Origin of the sequence: Bacillus sp. FSL R10-2201 (assembly GCF_038008665.1) — a bacterium.
Taxonomy (GTDB): domain Bacteria; phylum Bacillota; class Bacilli; order Bacillales; family Bacillaceae_G; genus Bacillus_A; species Bacillus_A mycoides.
Genome location: NZ_JBBOZP010000001.1, coordinates 4,766,988 through 4,787,051 on the forward strand (window position 1 = coordinate 4,766,988; position 20,064 = coordinate 4,787,051).

The 20,064-nt window shown below is 35.1% G+C and carries 20 protein-coding genes and 1 other annotated feature; of the genes, 10 read left to right on the forward strand and 10 right to left on the reverse strand.

The window, feature by feature from the left end; genetic code table 11:
• The first annotated feature begins 100 nt into the window (after positions 1–100).
• Complete coding sequence (locus NSQ69_RS24885) at positions 101–487, forward strand: DUF3938 domain-containing protein (protein WP_002034640.1); 387 nt, start codon at positions 101–103, stop codon at positions 485–487.
• Positions 488–712: 225 nt separating this feature from the next.
• Here the strand turns inward: NSQ69_RS24885 and NSQ69_RS24890 are convergent, their stop codons facing one another.
• The 5 genes from NSQ69_RS24890 to NSQ69_RS24910 all read right to left on the reverse strand — a co-directional run bounded on the left by NSQ69_RS24890 (position 713) and on the right by NSQ69_RS24910 (position 3,993).
• Complete coding sequence (locus NSQ69_RS24890) at positions 713–853, reverse strand: DUF3985 family protein (protein ID WP_000404757.1); 141 nt, start codon at positions 851–853, stop codon at positions 713–715.
• A gap of 85 nt (positions 854–938) precedes the next feature.
• The gene (locus NSQ69_RS24895) at positions 939–1,991 is read right to left on the reverse strand and encodes a site-2 protease family protein (RefSeq protein ID WP_002129811.1); all 1,053 of its coding nucleotides are present in this window, start codon (positions 1,989–1,991) and stop codon (positions 939–941) included.
• A 42-nt stretch (positions 1,992–2,033) separates the two neighbouring features.
• Positions 2,034–2,741, reverse strand: a complete 708-nt coding sequence (locus NSQ69_RS24900; RefSeq protein ID WP_033713416.1) for a DUF3169 family protein — start codon at positions 2,739–2,741, stop codon at positions 2,034–2,036.
• On the reverse strand, positions 2,731–2,976 hold the full coding sequence (locus NSQ69_RS24905; RefSeq protein WP_002067963.1) for a helix-turn-helix transcriptional regulator: 246 nt from the start codon (positions 2,974–2,976) through the stop codon (positions 2,731–2,733). The genes NSQ69_RS24900 and NSQ69_RS24905 overlap by 11 nt, the downstream gene beginning before the upstream one ends.
• 402 nt (positions 2,977–3,378) lie before the next feature.
• Positions 3,379–3,993, reverse strand: a complete 615-nt coding sequence (locus tag NSQ69_RS24910) for a DedA family protein (protein ID WP_002129815.1) — start codon at positions 3,991–3,993, stop codon at positions 3,379–3,381.
• Between the two features lie 414 nt (positions 3,994–4,407).
• Here NSQ69_RS24910 and NSQ69_RS24915 point away from each other — a divergent pair, with 414 nt between their 5' ends.
• The 5 genes from NSQ69_RS24915 to NSQ69_RS24935 all read left to right on the forward strand — a co-directional run bounded on the left by NSQ69_RS24915 (position 4,408) and on the right by NSQ69_RS24935 (position 8,831).
• Positions 4,408–4,851 carry a DUF3978 family protein gene (locus NSQ69_RS24915; protein WP_002034632.1) on the forward strand — a complete coding sequence of 148 codons (444 nt, stop codon included), beginning with the start codon at positions 4,408–4,410 and terminating at the stop codon, positions 4,849–4,851.
• A 30-nt stretch (positions 4,852–4,881) separates the two neighbouring features.
• A complete protein-coding gene (locus tag NSQ69_RS24920) occupies positions 4,882–5,343 on the forward strand; it encodes a L,D-transpeptidase (protein WP_002015973.1) in 462 nt (153 codons plus the stop codon).
• A 364-nt stretch (positions 5,344–5,707) separates the two neighbouring features.
• A complete protein-coding gene (locus NSQ69_RS24925; RefSeq protein ID WP_000148832.1) occupies positions 5,708–6,373 on the forward strand; it encodes a response regulator transcription factor in 666 nt (221 codons plus the stop codon).
• Positions 6,351–7,790, forward strand: coding sequence for a sensor histidine kinase (locus NSQ69_RS24930; RefSeq protein WP_002129818.1), 1,440 nt, complete (start codon positions 6,351–6,353; stop codon positions 7,788–7,790). The genes NSQ69_RS24925 and NSQ69_RS24930 overlap by 23 nt, the downstream gene beginning before the upstream one ends.
• Positions 7,791–7,928: 138 nt before the next feature.
• The gene (locus NSQ69_RS24935) at positions 7,929–8,831 is read left to right on the forward strand and encodes an EamA family transporter (RefSeq protein WP_002129819.1); all 903 of its coding nucleotides are present in this window, start codon (positions 7,929–7,931) and stop codon (positions 8,829–8,831) included.
• Between the two features lie 195 nt (positions 8,832–9,026).
• On the opposite strand, the gene metG is transcribed toward NSQ69_RS24935, so the two are convergent.
• The gene (gene metG / locus NSQ69_RS24940) at positions 9,027–10,661 is read right to left on the reverse strand and encodes a methionine--tRNA ligase (protein ID WP_197235964.1); all 1,635 of its coding nucleotides are present in this window, start codon (positions 10,659–10,661) and stop codon (positions 9,027–9,029) included.
• A 50-nt stretch (positions 10,662–10,711) separates the two neighbouring features.
• Positions 10,712–10,982, reverse strand: a binding site (T-box leader).
• 113 nt (positions 10,983–11,095) lie between these two features.
• Here metG and NSQ69_RS24945 point away from each other — a divergent pair.
• The 4 genes from NSQ69_RS24945 (at position 11,096) to NSQ69_RS24960 (ending at position 16,380) form a co-directional block, all read left to right on the forward strand.
• On the forward strand, positions 11,096–11,914 hold the full coding sequence (locus NSQ69_RS24945; protein WP_078206615.1) for a class I SAM-dependent methyltransferase: 819 nt from the start codon (positions 11,096–11,098) through the stop codon (positions 11,912–11,914).
• A gap of 413 nt (positions 11,915–12,327) precedes the next feature.
• Positions 12,328–14,022 (forward strand): methyl-accepting chemotaxis protein, encoded by a 1,695-nt coding sequence (locus NSQ69_RS24950; protein ID WP_002129822.1) that lies wholly within the window; start codon positions 12,328–12,330, stop codon positions 14,020–14,022.
• A 228-nt stretch (positions 14,023–14,250) separates the two neighbouring features.
• On the forward strand, positions 14,251–15,942 hold the full coding sequence (locus NSQ69_RS24955; protein ID WP_341099774.1) for a methyl-accepting chemotaxis protein: 1,692 nt from the start codon (positions 14,251–14,253) through the stop codon (positions 15,940–15,942).
• 120 nt (positions 15,943–16,062) lie between these two features.
• Positions 16,063–16,380: a metal-sulfur cluster assembly factor gene (locus tag NSQ69_RS24960; RefSeq protein WP_000082522.1), complete on the forward strand. Its 318-nt coding sequence runs from the start codon at positions 16,063–16,065 to the stop codon at positions 16,378–16,380.
• 44 nt (positions 16,381–16,424) lie between these two features.
• Here NSQ69_RS24960 and NSQ69_RS24965 read toward each other — a convergent pair whose 3' ends face one another.
• From NSQ69_RS24965 to NSQ69_RS24980, 4 genes are all read right to left on the reverse strand, one after another.
• The gene (locus tag NSQ69_RS24965; protein WP_002129824.1) at positions 16,425–18,074 is read right to left on the reverse strand and encodes a M4 family metallopeptidase; all 1,650 of its coding nucleotides are present in this window, start codon (positions 18,072–18,074) and stop codon (positions 16,425–16,427) included.
• Positions 18,075–18,283: 209 nt separating this feature from the next.
• The gene (locus NSQ69_RS24970; protein ID WP_033730855.1) at positions 18,284–18,982 is read right to left on the reverse strand and encodes a pirin family protein; all 699 of its coding nucleotides are present in this window, start codon (positions 18,980–18,982) and stop codon (positions 18,284–18,286) included.
• 50 nt (positions 18,983–19,032) lie between these two features.
• Positions 19,033–19,443: a MarR family winged helix-turn-helix transcriptional regulator gene (locus NSQ69_RS24975; RefSeq protein WP_002129828.1), complete on the reverse strand. Its 411-nt coding sequence runs from the start codon at positions 19,441–19,443 to the stop codon at positions 19,033–19,035.
• Positions 19,444–19,556: 113 nt separating this feature from the next.
• Positions 19,557–19,991: a DUF3920 family protein gene (locus NSQ69_RS24980; protein WP_002129830.1), complete on the reverse strand. Its 435-nt coding sequence runs from the start codon at positions 19,989–19,991 to the stop codon at positions 19,557–19,559.
• Positions 19,992–20,064 lie beyond the last annotated feature (73 nt).

Sequence of the window (20,064 nt, forward strand, 5' to 3'; positions counted from 1 at the left end):
GATCTTTTTATAAAAGATACGTACAACTAAAATTCACTTCAATATACTATACCTACCTTTTTGACTTCCAAATCATCTTATTACATAAGGAGATGAACATATGAATCAATATATACGATACACACTAGCTGTCCTATTTGCGATCGTCGGCGGCGTGATCTGTTTCTGGACAAACACAGAGCTTGGAGAGAATATCATTTTTAATGGAATCGAAACCCTTGTAAGCGCTTCAATTTTAGGCGGATACATTTTCTTCCTCTTCAATCCAGAAGAAAATGCTCAAAAAACAATGTTATTAACAATGATCGGAATCGTTGGTGGATGTATTTCCTACTCAATGACAAACTATACATTACCACTTCAATTAAGCTCAGCTTTCTTCCACGGTCTATGGACTTGGTTTATCGCATTCTGCCTAGCAGATGTATTCAATCTATTACAGGACACTGAAGAAGAAAATGGTCGTCAAATTGAAAGTAACTCGTAAGCTGGAAGATATTCTTCCAGCTTTTTTGTTTACTGTTCTTTCCTGTTCATACCCCATCACCAAAATAAAAAGAAGTTACCTCCACGGCAACTTCTTTCCCATATACCCCACTTAGTATTCAATTAAATATATCAACGATTTTTAAAATATATCGATCGTTTCTCCACTTATATCAGCGATTTTTTCATTATATCGACGGTTCGACACTCAAAACGCACAACATGCCTATCCCCCAAGTAACTTACTGCCGAACTCAACGATTAAAAAGATAATTAATAGGATCGCGAGTATCTTTAATGCTACATACGCCACTTTAAAAACAGCATAAATGAGCAAGACTATCAAAATAATCGATAAAATTTCCATATGTATCTCCTCCTATCTCTTTTATTCTACCTGTACTTCGTTTTTTATGAAATCGAATAAGATGACATATAAAAAAGAGGATACCTCACCCATCGTAAGATACCCTCGCCTGTAGCTGCTCAAACCATTCTCTCTCTACTTGTAAATATCCCATTCCACTCTTCTCAGCACTCTCCAATTCTTTATCAGCTTTCTTCATATAAATGCGGGAAGCTTCCATATCGTCCTCTAAATATTTAATAATTCCTTGTGTACGGTAATATCCGTTTAAATCCATTTTGGTAATGGCCTTTGCATGTTCCTTTGCTTCTTGCAGAGAAAGGCTATCCGTCTGATAAAGAGCTTTATATAAAAGATACCAACTATGAAAACTACCAACGAAAAATTTATTTTCCTTCGTTACAGATAGCTGAACAATTTGTTCTATATACGGTATCGCTCTTTCCATTCCCTTTTGATCAGCTCGGGCATAAAAGACGAGCATAAGTCCGCTCATTATCTCTCTTATACTTTTATCCTCTTTTAATTTTTCCTCACTAAGTTCTACTAATCTCTCATCCCAATCTTTCGGTCTTTTATAACTAAATAACTCACTCGATATTTGAATCGTATATAAATGCTGCTTAGCTTTTTCATCATCTTTAATTAAAATAAGAAATTGCATGCCATCGCTTAGTAGCGTTCCCTTTATCGGCACGATTGTAACTGCAAAAATCACAAAGTGGAAAACGGAAAAATATAAAAGATATTGATAATAGCTCACCATGTATATGTAACCTGAAGTAATACCGAATAATAAACTCATAATTGGTCCGCCTAAAGTCATCCACGCCCATTTCTTTGAAAGGTTCGGTGTCTCTATAGAAGACGGTGCTAACATCACCACACCACCAAAGTACGCCCATAATTTATTTTCTCGAATGCGTAATTTCCCCTTTTCTTTTTGAACAGTGATAGGTCCTACTGTCATAAATTTAAAATTCAAACCACCTATCAAACCAAATACTACGTGCCCTAGCTCATGAATGGCTAACACTAATAATACAATTCCAAATACTGCCCATATATTCAACATTACTTCTAATTTCCCAGTTCGAATTACTCCGTATAAAATGGACAGAACTAGCGCCGCCGTCATGGAACCAGCTGGCCTTCTTAAAATATCCACCTTTTTCTCCCCTTAATAAATCATTTTTCTCTGCATTTCGTACATGAATTTTCCGAGATGCAATATCCAAATAAATGAGATTAAGCCAATTAATACAAAATCGATATCACTAGCCGCTGTATATATAACGGCAGCCCACCATACATATGCCAATATTGTATTCGTAAATTCATATGCTTTATATCCAGCCTCATGCACAATGTGCTTTAATCCTTCATCTGCGTTTTTCGTCCACATTTTCATAGATTCCATATATGTTACACCTTGTTCAGGATATAGCTTATTATAACGATTTTTTGTTATGAGCCCGATAACCACTACAATAGTTAAACAGACAATAGAAGCTACTAAATTCCACACTGCAAATGACACATTTGTATCCTGTAACAGTGCACGTCTACATGTAATAACTGCATATACAAACCATGCCTGCGTAACTATATCACCTACACGTAAATATATACTTATAATGCCTAATTTTCTGCCTTGTACGCTCTCTTCTTCATCGCGTGCCTCCGCTAACATACGTGTATTCTTCCAAGTGTAGTACATCATTAAGATTCCAAAAATAGTACATACACCTATAAATGTATTAGATGATAATTTTCTCGGTTCATTCGAGAGTAAATTTAAAGCTATATAAGATGTTAAAAAGCCACCCATCATACTTAATGCTATTTTCCCCACAAAATCAAATTGTTTTTTTCGTTTACTCTTCATCTTCATCGTCCTCTTCCCCCTCCACCAACATAAATATCTCCTCCACCGGCGCTCCAAAAATTTGTGCGATTTTTAGCGATAACACAATAGATGGTGCATAATCTCCACGCTCAATTAAACTAATGGTTTGCCGTGATGAGCCAATCGCTTTCCCTAAATCCCCTTGTGATAAACGATGCTTTGCTCGAAATTCCCTCACTCGATTTTGAAGCTTCATGTCTTCCCTCTTTTTCATTTATTTAATTAAAATTGTAAATAATATCCTTACCTTTGTCAATTATAATTGTCATTTTGACGTAGATACATGTCAAAAACGAATATATATTATACTAAACATAACGTATATAATAATCTTCAAGAACTACATAATTGAGGTCAACGTAAACTTCCTTATTACTGAAAATAGCACCTACCAAGGTTATAGCACTGGCTTTTCTAGTGAATTTAATAAATATGAACCCCTTTCCGAACTAAGTGACGATACGTATGAACTTTCACCTAATAGAACGGGAACGTATTATATACCAGCCACCGGTTACGGTATCGATGGAAAAATAAAAGCAAACTGGAAAATACAATAAAAAAGGCAGTGCTTTTGCACTGCCTCCCTAAAATCTGACATAGAATGGATTCCATATTAACTTGCGTTTTGTAAAAATACTCGTTTTAGTTGCTTGCGGAAACGAACGCTTAACGTAATTGCTACAATGACAATCGCTCCGAAAATGATTTTGCCGATATGATCTCCCAGTAATCCGAAAATATCATGTAAGTTACCACCTAACCAGTAGCCGCCAATTAAGAAGAACGATACCCAGAATAAAGCACCTGAATAAATTGTAATTGCAAAGCGGCGAAACGGTAAGTTAATGATACCTGCAAAGTATCCTGTAAAATGACGTACACCAGGAATGAAGAAGCCAATAAAGATAAGGAAATATCCATATTTATCGAACCACATTCTCGTTAAATCAATTTTTCTTTGTGTTAAAAATACGTACTTCCCGTATTTTTGAACAAAAGGCATACCAAGCTTATTACCTAAAAAGTATTGAATCGTCATTCCTACACTTGTCCCAATAAAGGATAGGATAATTAAAATAGGTAAACTTAGATCACCCTTCTGTGCTAAAAACCCCGCATATGCTAATGTTGGCTCTCCCGGAAACGGAAGTGCAATATATTCTAACAGCAGGCCTACAAGTACTACATAATACCCATATTGCTGAAATAATTCATGAACCCATTCCATGTCATCTCCCCTTTCATTCACGTACAACTTGTTACTATTATTGTATAAAAAAATTGTCGAAATAACTATCACAATAGCTTACATTTTTATTACATTTTTGTAAGGCTCATTCTAAAGTTTTTTGTTCTCTATTTACTTATATCTATTAGCATTTAAAAACAAGCTAACAACTATATATCACGCGAAGGAAATCCATTAATATACATTTTTCATCCAGTTTTTAACTCTCGAAAACCACCTTATTTTGTTCTCTATAAAAAACCACCACAAACTCATATGAACTTCATATTAGCTTCATATACGTATTGTAAGATTATATCGGAATTTGTTGAAAAATTTAGCTAATATATGACTAAACATTAAACTGAATAAATATAAGTCGCTTTTCGAAATTGAAAAAAGGGTGAATAAGAAATGGAAGCTTATAAAATGCACGATTTTATTAATACGAATGTTGAATCTCATCAAAATGAAACCGTTTTTAATTTACAAATATGTGAAACAAATGAATTTGACGTAAGTTTAACAAAATCTACAACGCTGTCTTTTATCGTTTCAAAAAAGAACATTAAGATCGTCACGAGAAAATGGGTTAATTCAAATCAAGAAAGCATGATTGGCAAAAGCTACATCATTCCAACGAAAGCTTTTCACTATTTCTTACCGATTATTTCTGAAACTGAAGATGAACTAAATATTCGAGTTCAAAGTTTTGGACTACATGGTGAGCTTTTATTAAATGAAAGATTACTTATCGATAAAAACAACAAATGTAATACAAAGATTACTACCTTCTTTGAAACATTAGATGAAAATGTCAATCAAGCATTACGAGGATTACAAATTCATTGTATGTAAGACTACTACAATAAGTAAAAGGAGAATATAATGAAAAAACTATTATTAAGTGCGCTATTATCATTAGGATTTTTAACTCTTCCATTCACTACTGCAGAAGCAGCTACGACGAAAGATCAGCTTATCGTAAACACAAAAATAAATAAAATGGATTATTATCAAGATGGAAAATTCATAAAAAGTTTCACTGTCGCTACTGGAAAAGCAGCAACACCAACACCTAAGGGTACTTTTCAAATCGTAAATAAAATTAAAAACCGTCCTTACTATACAGGAAAAATTAAAGGCGGCGATCCACGTAATCCACTTGGGGACCGCTGGCTCGGATTAAATATGGCAGGAACTTACGGAACAACGTATGCGATTCATGGAACTAACAATAATCAAGCAATCGGGAAAGCAACAACACTTGGTTGTATTCGTATGTTTAACAATGATATTCACTGGTTATTTGAGCGCGTTCAGCAGCAAGCTACTGTCACTGTAAATTAGCCTAAGAACAAGATTTATGTGTAGCCAAGAATTTTATGTCTTGGCTTATTTTATTTATTCATTTACAGTAGCAAAGTAACTGTATTTACATATATAATAAAAATAGATTGCATTCAACATCATCGTAACATTGATAAACATGGATATTAAAATTATACAGTTATAATGTTTTATAAATTTTACAATACATACTATAATAGAACTACTGTAATTCTGAACTATTCAGTGACACTAAACAATCCCCCTTGCTACTTTCATTACTATTTTATAGCGGGGGCTTATTATATGTATAAACAATCTGAGTCATCCGAAAAATGACGAATTCGAATATTGCAGTAAAAAGCGTTATTTAGGAGGTGTTACTATGACGCATATACTGGTGATTGAAGACAACCCAGATATACAAGAACTTATTCGTGAATTTCTAATGGCACAAAACTTTACTGTTGATGTAGTTGGTGCTGGAACAGAAGGCATTCTTCTTTTCCAAAAAAATTCATACGATCTTGTCCTCCTCGATGTAATGTTACCAGATATAGATGGCTATAGTATTTGTAAAATTATGCGAGGACAATCTGATGTACCAATCATTATGTTAACAGGCTTACATAATGAAGAAAGTGAAATTAAAGGATTTGAGTTAGGTATTGATGACTATATTACAAAACCGTTCCATTACACCGTATTTATAAAACGTGTAGAAGCTGTATTAAGAAGGGCAGCAACAAAGGAAGCAGAAGCTGCAACTATACTACAATTCCATGAATTGATGTTAAATTCTACAGCATATGCCGCTTATGTTCATGGTAATCAAATTGAATTGACTACAAAAGAATTTGAAATTATATATACTTTACTGCAAAATCGGGGAAAAGTACTATCAAGAAGTGATTTGTTAAATAAGGTATGGGGCTATGAACATTATGGTGATGTGAGGGTTATAGATACACATATTAAAAACTTACGAAAAAAATTAGAAATTCCTTATATTAAAACGGTGAAAGGCATTGGCTACAAAATCGAATCTTAGCAAAGACAACATCACCAAAAATATATTCATCAAAACCTTATTATTTTGTATTCTATTATCACTTTGTCTTTATCAAATTATTTATTTTCTAGCCTCAAATTACGATAAAGATCGTTTGAAAGCTTCTGGAACGCAAACTGCGGAACAAGCGGAATCAGACAAACAAAACGACCAAAGTAAAACAAAGCAAAATAAAGCTGTGTCAGAGAGTAGCATCTCTAATTTTCAATCTTCTCAAATAGACATGAAAACACTCTCTACAGCCATCAATCATCTTTTGCAGCCTAGCCAAACTGCAAAAGCAAAAGAACATGCACAAAATATTCCGGGGAAAAGTAACACAACGTCTTCACTTACAGAAGCTGAAAAGCAAGTTACTAACAATGATGCCTTACATACACAAAATGCAGCAAGTAAAGCAAATGATACACATGATAATCCAAAGTTAACAGATGTGTTGCAGCAGTTAGCTCCACATATTGGGGCGACAATGCTTGCATTATCTCTGCTTGGATCTTTAATCTACGCAAAAATAATCGCCAAACCTTTCCGATATATGAGCGATGCTTTAAAAGATATTATGAATCTTGATTTCTCAGATAAAAAGCTACTTAACAAAAATATAGATCAAACAGATTTTAATTTGCAAGTAGCTGCCTCACAAGTACCTACTATTGTGAAAAATTTACATGAAAGCAATCAAGATTTAAGAAATGAACTCAAGAAGGAACAACAGTTAGAACAATCTCGTAAAGAATTTATGTCTATGATATCCCATGAATTAAAAACACCAATCGCAGCCGTTATGGGACAACTCGATGGCATGATTCACGGAATTGGCGCTTATAAAGATAGAGATAAATATTTAAAACGTTCATATGAGATGATGCAAGATATTAACATATTAACGGAAAAAGTGTCAGAATTATCCAAAATACAAAACCCTCAATTTAAACCAAATTTAAAAGTTATCTCATTAACTAATATTATTGAGGACGTTATAAAGAAAGTAGATTATTTTGTATCTGTAAAACAATTAAATGTTCAATCTAACATTAAACAAGATGTACAAATTTTAGCTGATCCTAAATTTATGCAAACTGCTATTTTTAACATTATTTCAAATGCAATTCATTATACAATTGACCATCAGCATGTATATATAAAACTTTATGAAAAGCCAAACGGTTACGCATTAGAAGTATTAAATACAGGTTCTCAAATTGATGAAGATAAACTTGCCCATTTATTTGAACCATTCTATCGCGCAAATCCTGACAAACATGGCTTAGTACAAGGTAGTGGTCTTGGGTTATATATTGTAAAACAAATATTAGATAAACATCAGTTTCCTTATGGAATACAAAACACACCTCAAGGTGTAAAATGCTCCATTGTATTCCCAAAAGCAATGTAAAACCTACTCTAATTTCATACCCCAAATTCATACTTCGTATGAATGGCGGAATTTTGTAGAGTATCTTACTCTGTTTCGTTCGCCCGTTATCCTTATTTGGATAGCGGGCGTTTTTTATTATTTAAAAGGAGGATTTTTATGGAGAAGTTTAAGTATTCGTTACTAGTTTTATTCGGCGCTTGTAGCTACGGCGTACTTTCAACTATTTTTAAACTCGGATTCATCGACGGATTTTCCGCACACCAACTACTAGGAGGGCAATATGTCTTCGGATGGATTGGACTACTTTTACTCGTTCTGTTCTTTTCACGTCATAAAGTATCAAAAAAACAATTCTTTTTGTTACTAACAGTCGGCACAACAATGAGTATGACAGGTATTTTCTATGCTATTTCCGTAGAAGAATTGCCAGCCTCTATCGCTGTCGTTTTACTCTTTCAGTTCACTTGGATTGGTGTAGTCATCGAAGCGATTGCCAACCGGACATTCCCAAGCCGTGAGAAAGTTATATCTATTATTATTTTATTTACTGGTACATTGTTTGCTGGTGGAGTATTTGAAGGTCTTGGACAAAACTTTTCTACGAAAGGTATTATTTTCGGACTATTAGCTGCCGTCTCTTTCTCATTCTATGTATTTGTAAGCGGGCGCGTTGCTACAGATGTTCCGCCTTATACGAAAAGCTTTCTTATGACAACGAGTGCTACTCTTATTGTATGCTTATTTTTCCCGCCTACCTTTTTAACGGACGGCGCTTTACAAGCAGGCCTATGGAAATATGCTTTCTTCCTTGGACTGTTCGGGGTTATTATACCTGTCATTTGTTTTTCAATTGGGGTACCAAAAGTCGGAACGGGACTTGGTACAATATTAGGTGCAGCTGAATTACCAACAGCAATTATCGCTTCTATTACACTTGTTCATGAAGTTGTATCGCCAATGCAGTGGATTGGTATTGTGGTTATATTACTCGGTATTTTTACACCACAACTACTTACTGCTAGGAAAGAAAAAAAACATAATCGTGTGCATAGTGCGTGACAACATCAACTTGTATATAAATGTGAATAAAGTTACGATATGTTAAACTTTATTACTACCTTCAAAATAACATATGATATTGCGGCTATTATTCTCGTAATCCTTGCTGTGCTTTTCTTTTTGAAAGATAAGAAAGAGGGTTATACAGCATAACAAAAGACCTTTCATTTATTTGAAAGGTCTTTTCCTTATATTTCACTTTACCGCTCCATATAACTTCTCTACCTCATGTTCAATTTGTTTTACATCGATTCGCTCAAATAATGGCTGCACATTATCAATTCGGTTTGGCAACGTATTTTGAGGTTCCCAATTTACTTTAACACTCGATAATGTATTTCTAACTCTTTCACTTGAAAACGGTAAAAATGGTTCAAGCAGTTGTGCAAAGTTTGCTATTAGGTAAACACAATTATAAATTGTTTCCTCACATGAAACTGGGTCGTCTTCTCTTTGTTTCCAAGGCTGCTTTTCATCAAAGTATTTATTTGCAAAGCGTACTGCATCAAATATTGTTTCTAGTGCCACCTTAAATTTAGTTTGTTCAATCGCCTCTCCTACACTTTTATATAATCCTTCTAATTTATCTTTCAGCTCTACATCAATACTTCCCTTCGGTACAGTACCACCATAATATTTTTCAATAAACTTTAATGTCCGGTTCACAAAGTTCCCGTATGCACCTAACAATTCACTATTATGACTGTAAATGAATTCACGCCATGAAAAATCAGTATCACGATTTTCTGGTGCGTTAACTGTTAAAAAGTAACGAATAGAATCTGGATTATAGCGTTCCAATATATCAGGTACCCATACTGCCCAGTTTTTACTTGTCGATAATTTTCTTTTTTCTACTGTTAAATACTCATTCGAAACGATATGACGCGGGATCGCTTCTTCTCCTATTCCAAGTAATACCGCTGGCCAAATGATTGAATGAAACGGAATATTATCCTTACCATGTACATAATACGTTTTCGCATCTCTATCCCAAAACTCTTGATCATCTTTCCCTGTTTCTTCAGCCCAATGTTTACTCGCCGAATAATATCCTGTCACTGCTTCAATCCATACGTAAATTTTCTTATCTTCATATCCTGCCACTGGAATTGGTACCCCAATTGGTAAATCACGTGACACTGCCCTATCTTGTAATCCTTCCTTTAAATATCTCTCTGTTAATTGAATTGCATTGTCGCGCCATGTTCCTTTCTGCTTTGCAATTTCTACGGCCTCTTTAATTTGCTGCTGAAATTTATGCAATGCAAAATAGAAATGCTCTGTTTCCTGTACTGATGGCGTACTACCACATAACTTACATTTCTTTTCTAACAAATCGAGTGGATCTAAAATAGCGGAACAAGCATCGCATTGATCGCCCCTTGCTGCTTCATGACAATGCGGACAAATACCTTCTACATATCGATCCGGTAAAAATTGCGTACACGTTTCGCAATAAGCTTGTTCAACTACTTTTTTATAAATATAACCTTCTTCTAATAGTCGCAAAAAGACTTTTTGAACAGTTTCATGATGATGCTCGCTATCTGTACGTGTATAGCAATCATAAGTAAAACCAAGGCTACGAAAACATCGCTCAAACTCTTCGTGATACTTATCAGCAATTTCTTTCACCGTCACACCGTCTTGCTTTGCTCTAATTGTAATCGGTGTTCCATTACAATCACTTCCTGAAACATACAACACATGCTCACCTTTTGCCCTGTAATAACGTGCTAAAATATCTCCTGGTAACAAACTAGCAATGTGTCCAAGGTGTAACGAACCATTTGCATACGGCCAAGCGCCTCCAATAAAAATACTCATCTTATATTCCTCCTTTAAAATATAAAAAGCCCCGCCCTTATCTTAAAAAAGATAAGGGCGGGGCTGTATAAACAGTCGCGGTACCACCTTATTTCGTCAGTCATTCGCATAACTAACCTTAACAAGTACGGAGCTATATGCTCTTATACTGTGGTTTTGATAACGAGTACCAACTCTCGTCGCCGCCTACTATTATCATTTGATAAGTTCAGGACGAAGCTCAAAGGCCATTGTTCAAATGAATATTCTTGCTTCTTCTCAGCTACCGAAGCTCTCTGGAAAGAATGGTTCCATTCTACTTTTCCTTTTCAACGCTTTTATGTATAAAACGTATTTTACGACTTGACAACAGAAAAATCAAACTTTTATTCAAAAAAACAGGAAATCCTACTCATTCACCGAATAACTATACGTTCACAAAAGGAGTGATAAAATTGAATCAAAAACAACTAAGTACTATTAATGAAAAAAGCTGGAACGCAGCTGCTTATGAAGCTTGGACAAATCGCCACGGGGCGCCAGAGGATTATGCGAAAAAGCTCATGGAAGATCCCGTGCGCGAGGTAAATCATTATTTACCTTACATACAATCTCCAAAAGGAAAGCGTATTATTAATTTACTCGGATCAAAAGGAAATAAAGCAGTTGCTCTTGCTCTTTTAGGAGCCGATGTAACAGTTGTAGACATTTCAGCAAGTAATGAAAAATACGCAACCGAACTAGCCGAAGCTGCTGGTGTCTCTATTCAATATATCATTTCCGATGTACTAGATTTAAATCTATCCCAATCATTTGATATCGTGTTACTGGAACTTGGCGTGCTCCATTACTTTTTAGACTTAAAGCCACTCTTTCATATAATCTCTCACTTACTAAAACAAGATGGGACCTTTATACTACGTGACTATCATCCCGTTTATACAAAATTATTAGGAGTAGATCATCCATCATTTCGAGCAAATGGAAATTATTTCGACGAGGAACTTATTGAAGATGACGTAGCTTATAGTACTCTCCTTACGGGATCACAGAAATACGCTTTACCGAGAACAAAAATTAGGCGCTGGACACTAGGAGAAATAATTACATCAATGGCAGAAACAAATTTCAAGGTTGAAAAATTGATTGAAGAACACGGGTCTCATCAAAGGTGGGTTTTCCCTTCTACTTCACCCGAAGGAATTGAAGAACGTATACCAGGTCTATACACATTAATTGCGACAACATGCAAAAAAGGATCCCTTCACGGATAGGATCCTTTTTTTGCATGCTTACGCATATAAGTTGAGGTTGGAGATTACCATAATTCTGTAGAATAGGACACAAGATATTTCAACATTCGTCTCTGACTTACGTCGTCAAAAAGGGGTATGACCAACATAACGAAGAGTAATGTTTAGTTGATAGTGATAATCGTTATCAACTAATTAGAAGTATACAGGATGTTATTTCAAATTACAATACCATTTCTGATTTTTATTTATGAATTTTTTGATATACAAATGTATACATTTTAAGAACATTTAATCACATTAATATGCCATATTCCATTATCTGCTATAATTTTCATTGAACAGATTAGTAACTTCTTAATTATGTTTTTATTAGTTTCGTTCTCAATATTTATAAATTACAATAAATAGTTTTTAAAAAGGTAGGGGTAACAATGAAATATGTTAGCATTCGAAAAAAACTACTGTTCACACTCTTAAGCATTTCTTCCTTATTTAGCATTGCTCTTATTGTTATTCTTTCATTCGCGATGAATCAAGCAAGTGAAATCGAAACATTAAAGAATGATGTATCGAAAAGAGCAACGATTTTAAAAGAACGTGGCGATTGGTTCCAAGCGCAAGTCGCTGGTTTACAAGAATATTTACTATCACATGACCAAAAAGGATTGGATAAATTCAACCGGGAAGGAAAAAAACTAGCTGATACTAGGGAGAAAGTAACAAGTGATAAAAAACTCCCAGAAGGAATGAAAGAGGCCATTTTAATGGGAGCAAAATGGCGCAGCGTCGTAGATAATGAAGTCCTCCCTCTTGCACGGGAAGGAAAATGGGATGAAGCATCCAAAATTGCTCTTGCTCAAACAGATTATGTAAATGATCTTTTAAGTCGTTTTACTAAATATGCAAATGAAGAAAATGACAAACGGGACGTATTAATTGCTGACGTAGAGTCTTCTTCATCCCTTATTCAATATATTATTTTCTTCTCACTCATTACATGTACATTAACGTCTATTCTATTGGCATGGTGGTTCTCTGGTAAACTCGTTAAACCGATTCGACAAATTGATGCGAAGTTAAAAGAATTAGCTTCTCAAGATGGCGATTTAACCGCTAGATTGCACGTAACGAGTAAAGATGAAATTGGTGATATCGCAAATTCCTTTAATCAAATGCTTGCTAACTTACAGCGTATAATAAAGCAAGTTCAACAAACATCAACAAGTGTAAAAGAAGCTTCTGAAAATGTGTTTATCGAAACAACTGCTTCTATGGAAAATACCGCAAAAACTAAAGAGACTATGAATGCTCTTGAGCACAATATTCGTTCACAAGTTTCTAGCATTGAAGAAAGTTCAACCGCAATGGATGATATGGCAACGAGTGTTCAGCGCATTGCACAAGCTGCCTCTTCTGCCGCTAGCCTAGCTGTTACAACTTCTGAAAAAGCAGATGATGGAAATAAAGTCATTGAAAAATCTATTACACAAATGCATACAATTAACGAAGCTGTTAACGCTACATCACAAGTGGTAGAGCGACTCATTACACATACGAATCATATTGATACTGCACTTCAATCTATTTCTAATATTGCCGAGCAGACGAATTTGCTCGCTTTAAATGCTTCTATTGAAGCGGCCCGTGCTGGTGAACACGGAAAAGGATTCGCTGTTGTTGCCGATGAAGTACGAAAACTTGCTGAACAATCTCAGCTAGCAGCAAATGACATTAACCATTTACTTCATCAAATTCAAGCGGACACAAAAATAGCAAATGACATGATGACACAAGGTCAGTCAGAAGCTTCTGAAGGAATTACAGTCATTCGTACCGCTGGATCTTCATTCTCAGAAATTGTTAATCACATTAACAATTTCTCTACACAAATACAAGAAATGTCTGCAACTGCTGAAGAAATGGCCGCAAGTTCTGAAGAAATGAATGCAGCTTTAAATAATATCGCTTCTATTTCAAATGAAGTTGCTGCCGAAACATCGAAAACAGCAACTTCAGCTGGTGACCAAGTAAACAAAATGAGTGTCGTTGCTAAAAAATCATCAGAAATGAAAACAATTGTGCAAGAACTTGAAGTGCTCGTTTCTCATTTCAAAACAAATAGTTAAAATGAAAATTTCATTTATACTTCTACGAACTCTAAATTGTTAGAAAGAGCGATTTAGAGTCTCTCTTTTTTCACGCTAAAATATCTCTTTCTATCTCCCATTCTGTCTGCTATAATTCCTAAAGGAAAGAAGAAAGCTTTATTCCAGATGGAGTAAAGCTTTCTTTCAATTTTTTACATTAATTAATTAATTCTAATACTAAGATTTTACAAGGAGGATTTTTATCATATGAATTTTATTAGCATTCGAAAAAAACTAATGTTCATGATGGGAATGATTTGCGCTTTATTCGGCATCGCCTTAGCTTTTATTTTATTCTTTACCATGGATCAGTCTCATAAAGCTGAAACATTACAAAAAGAAATTTCTCCTCTTGCAACAGAATTGAAAGAGCGCGGAGACGCTTATCAAGTACAACTTTCTGCTTTAAGAGGTTATTTACTACAACATGATCAAGTCGAATTAGACAAGTTTAATGAGATGAGTAAACGTCTTGAAGATACAAAAGGGCAACTTCTTTCTAACCCTAACACTTCTCAGTCCGTGAAAAGCACAATGGAATTAGGATCCACTTGGAGAAAGTTCATTGAAGAGAAAGTATTCACTCTTGCAAAAGAACAAAAATGGGAAGAAGCTTTACAAGTAGCTTCTACAGAGAATGGCACTGTTTATAAAGTAATCGGTGATTTCACAAATTACACTAATGAACAAGCTAAATTACGTGAACAATCTATTGAAAAAATCGATCAATCTTCACTACGAATTGAATATGTTGTCTTCTTATCACTTGTTATTTGTATTGTAACTGCAATTATTCTTGCATGGTGGTTCTCTGGTAAGCTTGTAAAACCAATTCAACAAATTGATACTAAACTAAAAGAATTAGCCTCTCAAGAAGGCGACTTAACAGCCCGTCTACAAGTAAATAGCAATGATGAAATCGGTGCTATTGCTACATCATTTAATAAAATGTTAGAAAACTTGCAGCATATCATTAATCGTGTTCAAAAAACATCTGTAGAAGTACAAACAGCTTCTGAAAATATGCTAGAAAAGACTAATACATCACGCGAGGCAACAATAAGAGTTCAAAGCTCGATGTCCAACTTAAATTCAAGTATTCAATCGCAAACTTCTAGTATGGAAGAAAGCTCGACTGCGATGGATGATATGGCAATAAGTGTTCAGCGTATCGCTGAATCTGCTTCATCTGTAGCCGAACTTGCTGTAGCTACATATGAACACGCTAACGACGGAAGTACTGTTATCCAAAAATCTGTTTCACAAATGACAATGATACATGAAGCTGTAAATGCTACATCAGAAGTAGTCGAACGTCTAATCACCCATACGAAATATATTGATACGGCTGTACAATCTATTTCTAATATCGCTGAGCAAACGAATCTACTTGCTTTAAATGCTTCTATTGAAGCGGCTCGTGCTGGTGAACAAGGAAAAGGATTTGCTGTCGTAGCTGATGAAGTTCGTAAACTTGCGGAACAATCAAAAACAGCGGCAAAAGATATTAACCAATTGCTTCATCAAATTCAAAATGATACGGAAACTGCTAGCTCTATGATGTCTCAAGGCCGCTCTGAAGCATTTGAAGGCATTACTGTCGTTCGTGAGGCTGGTACTTCTTTCACAACAATTGTTGAACAAGTAAATAAAGTATCAACTCAAATGCAAGACATATCAGCAACTGCTGAAGAAATGGCTGCAAGCGCTGAAGAAATGAACGCTTCACTTAATAACATCGCTTCTATTTCAAATGAAGTATCTAGTGAAACAGCCGCAACGGCACAATCTGCTGAACAGAAAGTCATCGTGATGAATGAAATGACTCTCACTGCAAAACAAATGAAACAAACAGTTGAAGAATTAGATCAGCTTGTATCTCATTTTAAAACTGAATAGCTTTTCAAAAAAATATTCCTCTCTCAGGGAGGAATATTTTTTTGAGCTCATTTCCTGCACTTATCCCGCATATCCGTTATAATGAGAACCGATATCATTAATATTTAGGGGGTGCTACACATGTCACAACAAGCATTTGAAGAAAAGTTATATGCAAACTTAGAAGCTGTTATTGACCCTGAGCTAGGTGTTGATATTATCAATCTCGGATTAGTTTATGACGTTACAGCGGATGAAAATAATAATGCTGTCATTACAATGACGATGACTTCTATCGGTTGTCCAATGGCTGGCCAAATCGTATCAGACGTTAAAAAAGTATTATCAACGAACGTACCTGAAGTAAATGAAATAGAAGTAAACGTTGTATGGAATCCGCCATGGACAAAAGAACGTATGTCGCGTATGGCGAAAATCGCATTAGGTATTCGTGACTAAATAAGGAAAAGACCTGACAATCCAGTCAGGTCTTTTTTCTCTTATTATTTTACTCCTACAGCGTCATAAGCTTTCGTTACAGCTTGTACCTCTTTAGAGTTTTTACCGAATAAATCTTCTGCTGATTGAAGTGCAGCTTGACGCATCATTTTGAAATCAGAGTTTGCAGTTAAATATTTTGTAAGAGCACGATAGTAAATTTTTTCTGTCGCTTCACGGCCCACTCCAGTTACTTTCACATTGTAATGCGTGCCGCCCTCAGACACTAAATACGCCGCCTTATTATTAATACTACTGTTAATATGAACGCCGCCATTATCAGCTGTTCCAGTATAACGTTTATTATAGTGATCTGGGTAACCTTCACCTGGTTTTAATGGGTTTGGAATAGATGCTGGATCCTTTAGAGAACGAAGTGCATCTCCAGGTTTACCAGGTGTATAAATATCAGCACCTAAATCCCAGCTCTTCTTCTCAACCATGACGCCCATAATATCAGATAACGATTCATTTAACGCTCCTGATTCATTTTTATATACAAGGTTTGCTGTATGTTCAGTTACAGCATGCGTTAATTCGTGGCCAATAACGTCTAGGCCAGCTGATAATGGAATAAATGTCTTACCATCTCCATCACCATACATCATTTGTACACCGTTCCACGCTGCGTTATTCCAAGATTCACCTACGTGAACAGCAGAAATAAGTTTTGCACCTTTATCATCGAAAGAGTTACGGTTAAATGTCTTTTTATAATAATCATATACTTTTCCTGCATTCACATGCGCATCAACTGCCGCTTTATCTTCGAAGAACTTAGATTTACTTCCAATTTCTTCTCCTGTATATCCAAGAATTTGTGAGAATAAATTAAACCAGTCTTCGTTCATATTCTCTGCATCAAATGTATGGACACCTTGTCCTCGTGTACCATCAAATAAGTTGAACGCTCCTGTTTTCGTATCTTGAGCAATTTCAAATGATTGTCTAGCACCTAATACTCCGTAACCAAATCCAGTAATGTTATCTACAGCATTATATTTCTCAATAACATTTCCATTTGTTGCATCAACAAAGTAATGCCAATATCCTGGAGCTGGTTTCGAAACCGACGCTTTTACAAGATATGCAAGATAGTATTGACCATCTTTTTCATACACATATAAATCTTTTTTCACACCATCATAATTCTTTACTTTACCAATTTCTTTCTCAATATTAGCTTTTGCAATCGTTTCTGCTTGTTCCGCACTAATACTTGCAGATGTAGGAATATTTTTATCATCTAAACTCGGAATAACTTGTCCGAAAAATGCTTTTACATTGTTCTCTTTATCAAGCGTAACTGTTTGATCTGAACCATACACAGGAATGTTATTATGCTTCTCAACTAACTTCACATGTGTTGTACCAGACTCAGCATCTTTTTCTTCACCAACGATATTGAAATGTTTGTCAATATTTCCTGCTAGTTTAAACATATCTTTTTTACTCTCTAAATATTGAAAGACCGTCTCTTTTTTATCTAGTCCTTCCGGCGCTTTCCATTCTTCACCTATGTAAGCTGGTGTTTTAAACTCTTGGTGATACTGGATTTTTTGCTCTTCTGCTTTCGTCGTAGTTGCTCCAAATGCCCCAAACCCACTTGCGATAACAGTTAATGCTAATGCTGATGAAATTACTTGCTTTTTCAATCTAACACTCCCCATTTCCCTAAAAGTTTTTAACACCTTTATAAATATTCTGAATAATCTCTCTAATACCTGCTCTCAAAAATTGAGAAAGTTTTTTCTGATAATTAAACTCACCAAAAAGAGGACATCGAAAAACGATGTCCTCTTTCCTATAACTTTTCATTCCGCTATTTATATGCTGGAAAGCCACCACTGATTAAAGCCTCACTTTATTGCATTTTCATTTCAATTGCTAAATAGTGAGACTTCTCTTTCGCTTGAATGCGAATATATTCTTCTACAGCCTCCGCTGCATCACGCATTACGAGTGTTTCACCGTTTACAACGCTGCTACCTTCAATTTGTACAATGTACAATTGACGTCCTTCTTTAACAGGGAAATGAATTTCTTTACCAGCTTCTAATGATAAAGAATATAAATTTGCATCTTGGTGAATATGAATTGGTGCATCTCCATCAGAAGGAGATACCATATGGAACCACTCATTTTCACGTTTACTCCAATCAAATTTAAACTCACCATAGTTTGGTTTATGACCGTCGCGGTCTGGTAAAATCCAAATTTGCAATAACCGTAATGTTTCACTTCCTAAGTTATGCTCACTGTGAAATACACCAGTACCTGCACTCATATATTGAACATGCCCACGCTCAATTGTCCCGCGGTTCCCCATACTATCTTCATGTGTTAATTCACCATCTATAACGTAAGAGATAATCTCCATATCACGGTGCGGATGCATATCAAAACCAGTTTGTGGCGCTATTAAATCATCATTCATAACACGTACTGCTCCAAAATTCATGTTGTTTGGATTATAATAATTTGCAAAGGAAAAATGAAAATGTGTATTTAACCAACCGTGATTTGCTCTTCCCATATTTTTATGATCAACTTTTCTAAACATATCCTTCACCTCATATTATCTCGAAATCGAGATATTTATTTTTAATTTTATCACTGCAACTTCTTCAGCAATTCTAATAATTGTTTTTGTTCTTCTCTATTTAACTTATCAAATTGCTCTGCTTGAAATGTTTCTTGCGGCGGGACTATTTCTTCATATAGAACCTTTCCCTTTTCTGTTAATGAAATATATTTCGTAGTACCTTCTTGTTCACGCTGAATCCAATCTAGTTGCTCCATCTTATTTAAAAGTTGAGTAACATTTCCTTTCGTAACAAACAACTTATTTCCAAGTTCTTGCTGCGTTAAACGATCGTTTCCTCCAATTTGAACTAATACATCAAACTGAGCGGCAGATACATTCCACTTTTTCAAATGCTGATTCGTCTCACGAATACTTCTATTATAAAAGCGTGATAAACGAAACCATAATAGTACTCCAAGTCTTTCCCCTGCTTTCATTCCATCACCTCGCTCATTTGATACTATTAGTTTAGAACTAAACTTATTATAGGTCAACTACTTATTTTTAATTAGCAATAAATAAAAGCACAGTGATTTTTCTCCACTATGCTTCAGATTAAATTTCTATTTTTATATTCATCTAGCTTCCTCTCCGCGAAACGCCTCGCATCTTTCTCAATCCATCTTTCTTCGTATAGTTCATTTCCAACATATAGTACATCGTCCTTATGCTGCATCGCATGCCTGAATTCATGCAATAGCGTTTTGAGCACTTGCTCATATTCTTCCCACATACAAACGAAAATTAATTGTTTTTCTTTATGATAAAAACCACCTACTGGGAATAAAAACTCCTCTTCTTCTTCTCCTAATGATAAAAGTACATGATTCGCATCACACGTATCACAAAAAATAACTGGCGTTGCACTTACTTCAATAAGAGAAAACAAATCATTTCTTAACTTTTTGACATCCCAAGGAAGCTCCGAATCCAACACATACCAATTCTCGACTTGTTGATATACATTTTGAAACTGGAGTTCCATTTCTCAATAATCCCCTTCCTAAACTCCCTTTTCCTATATATATGCCACAATATGGTAAATATTAAACATACAC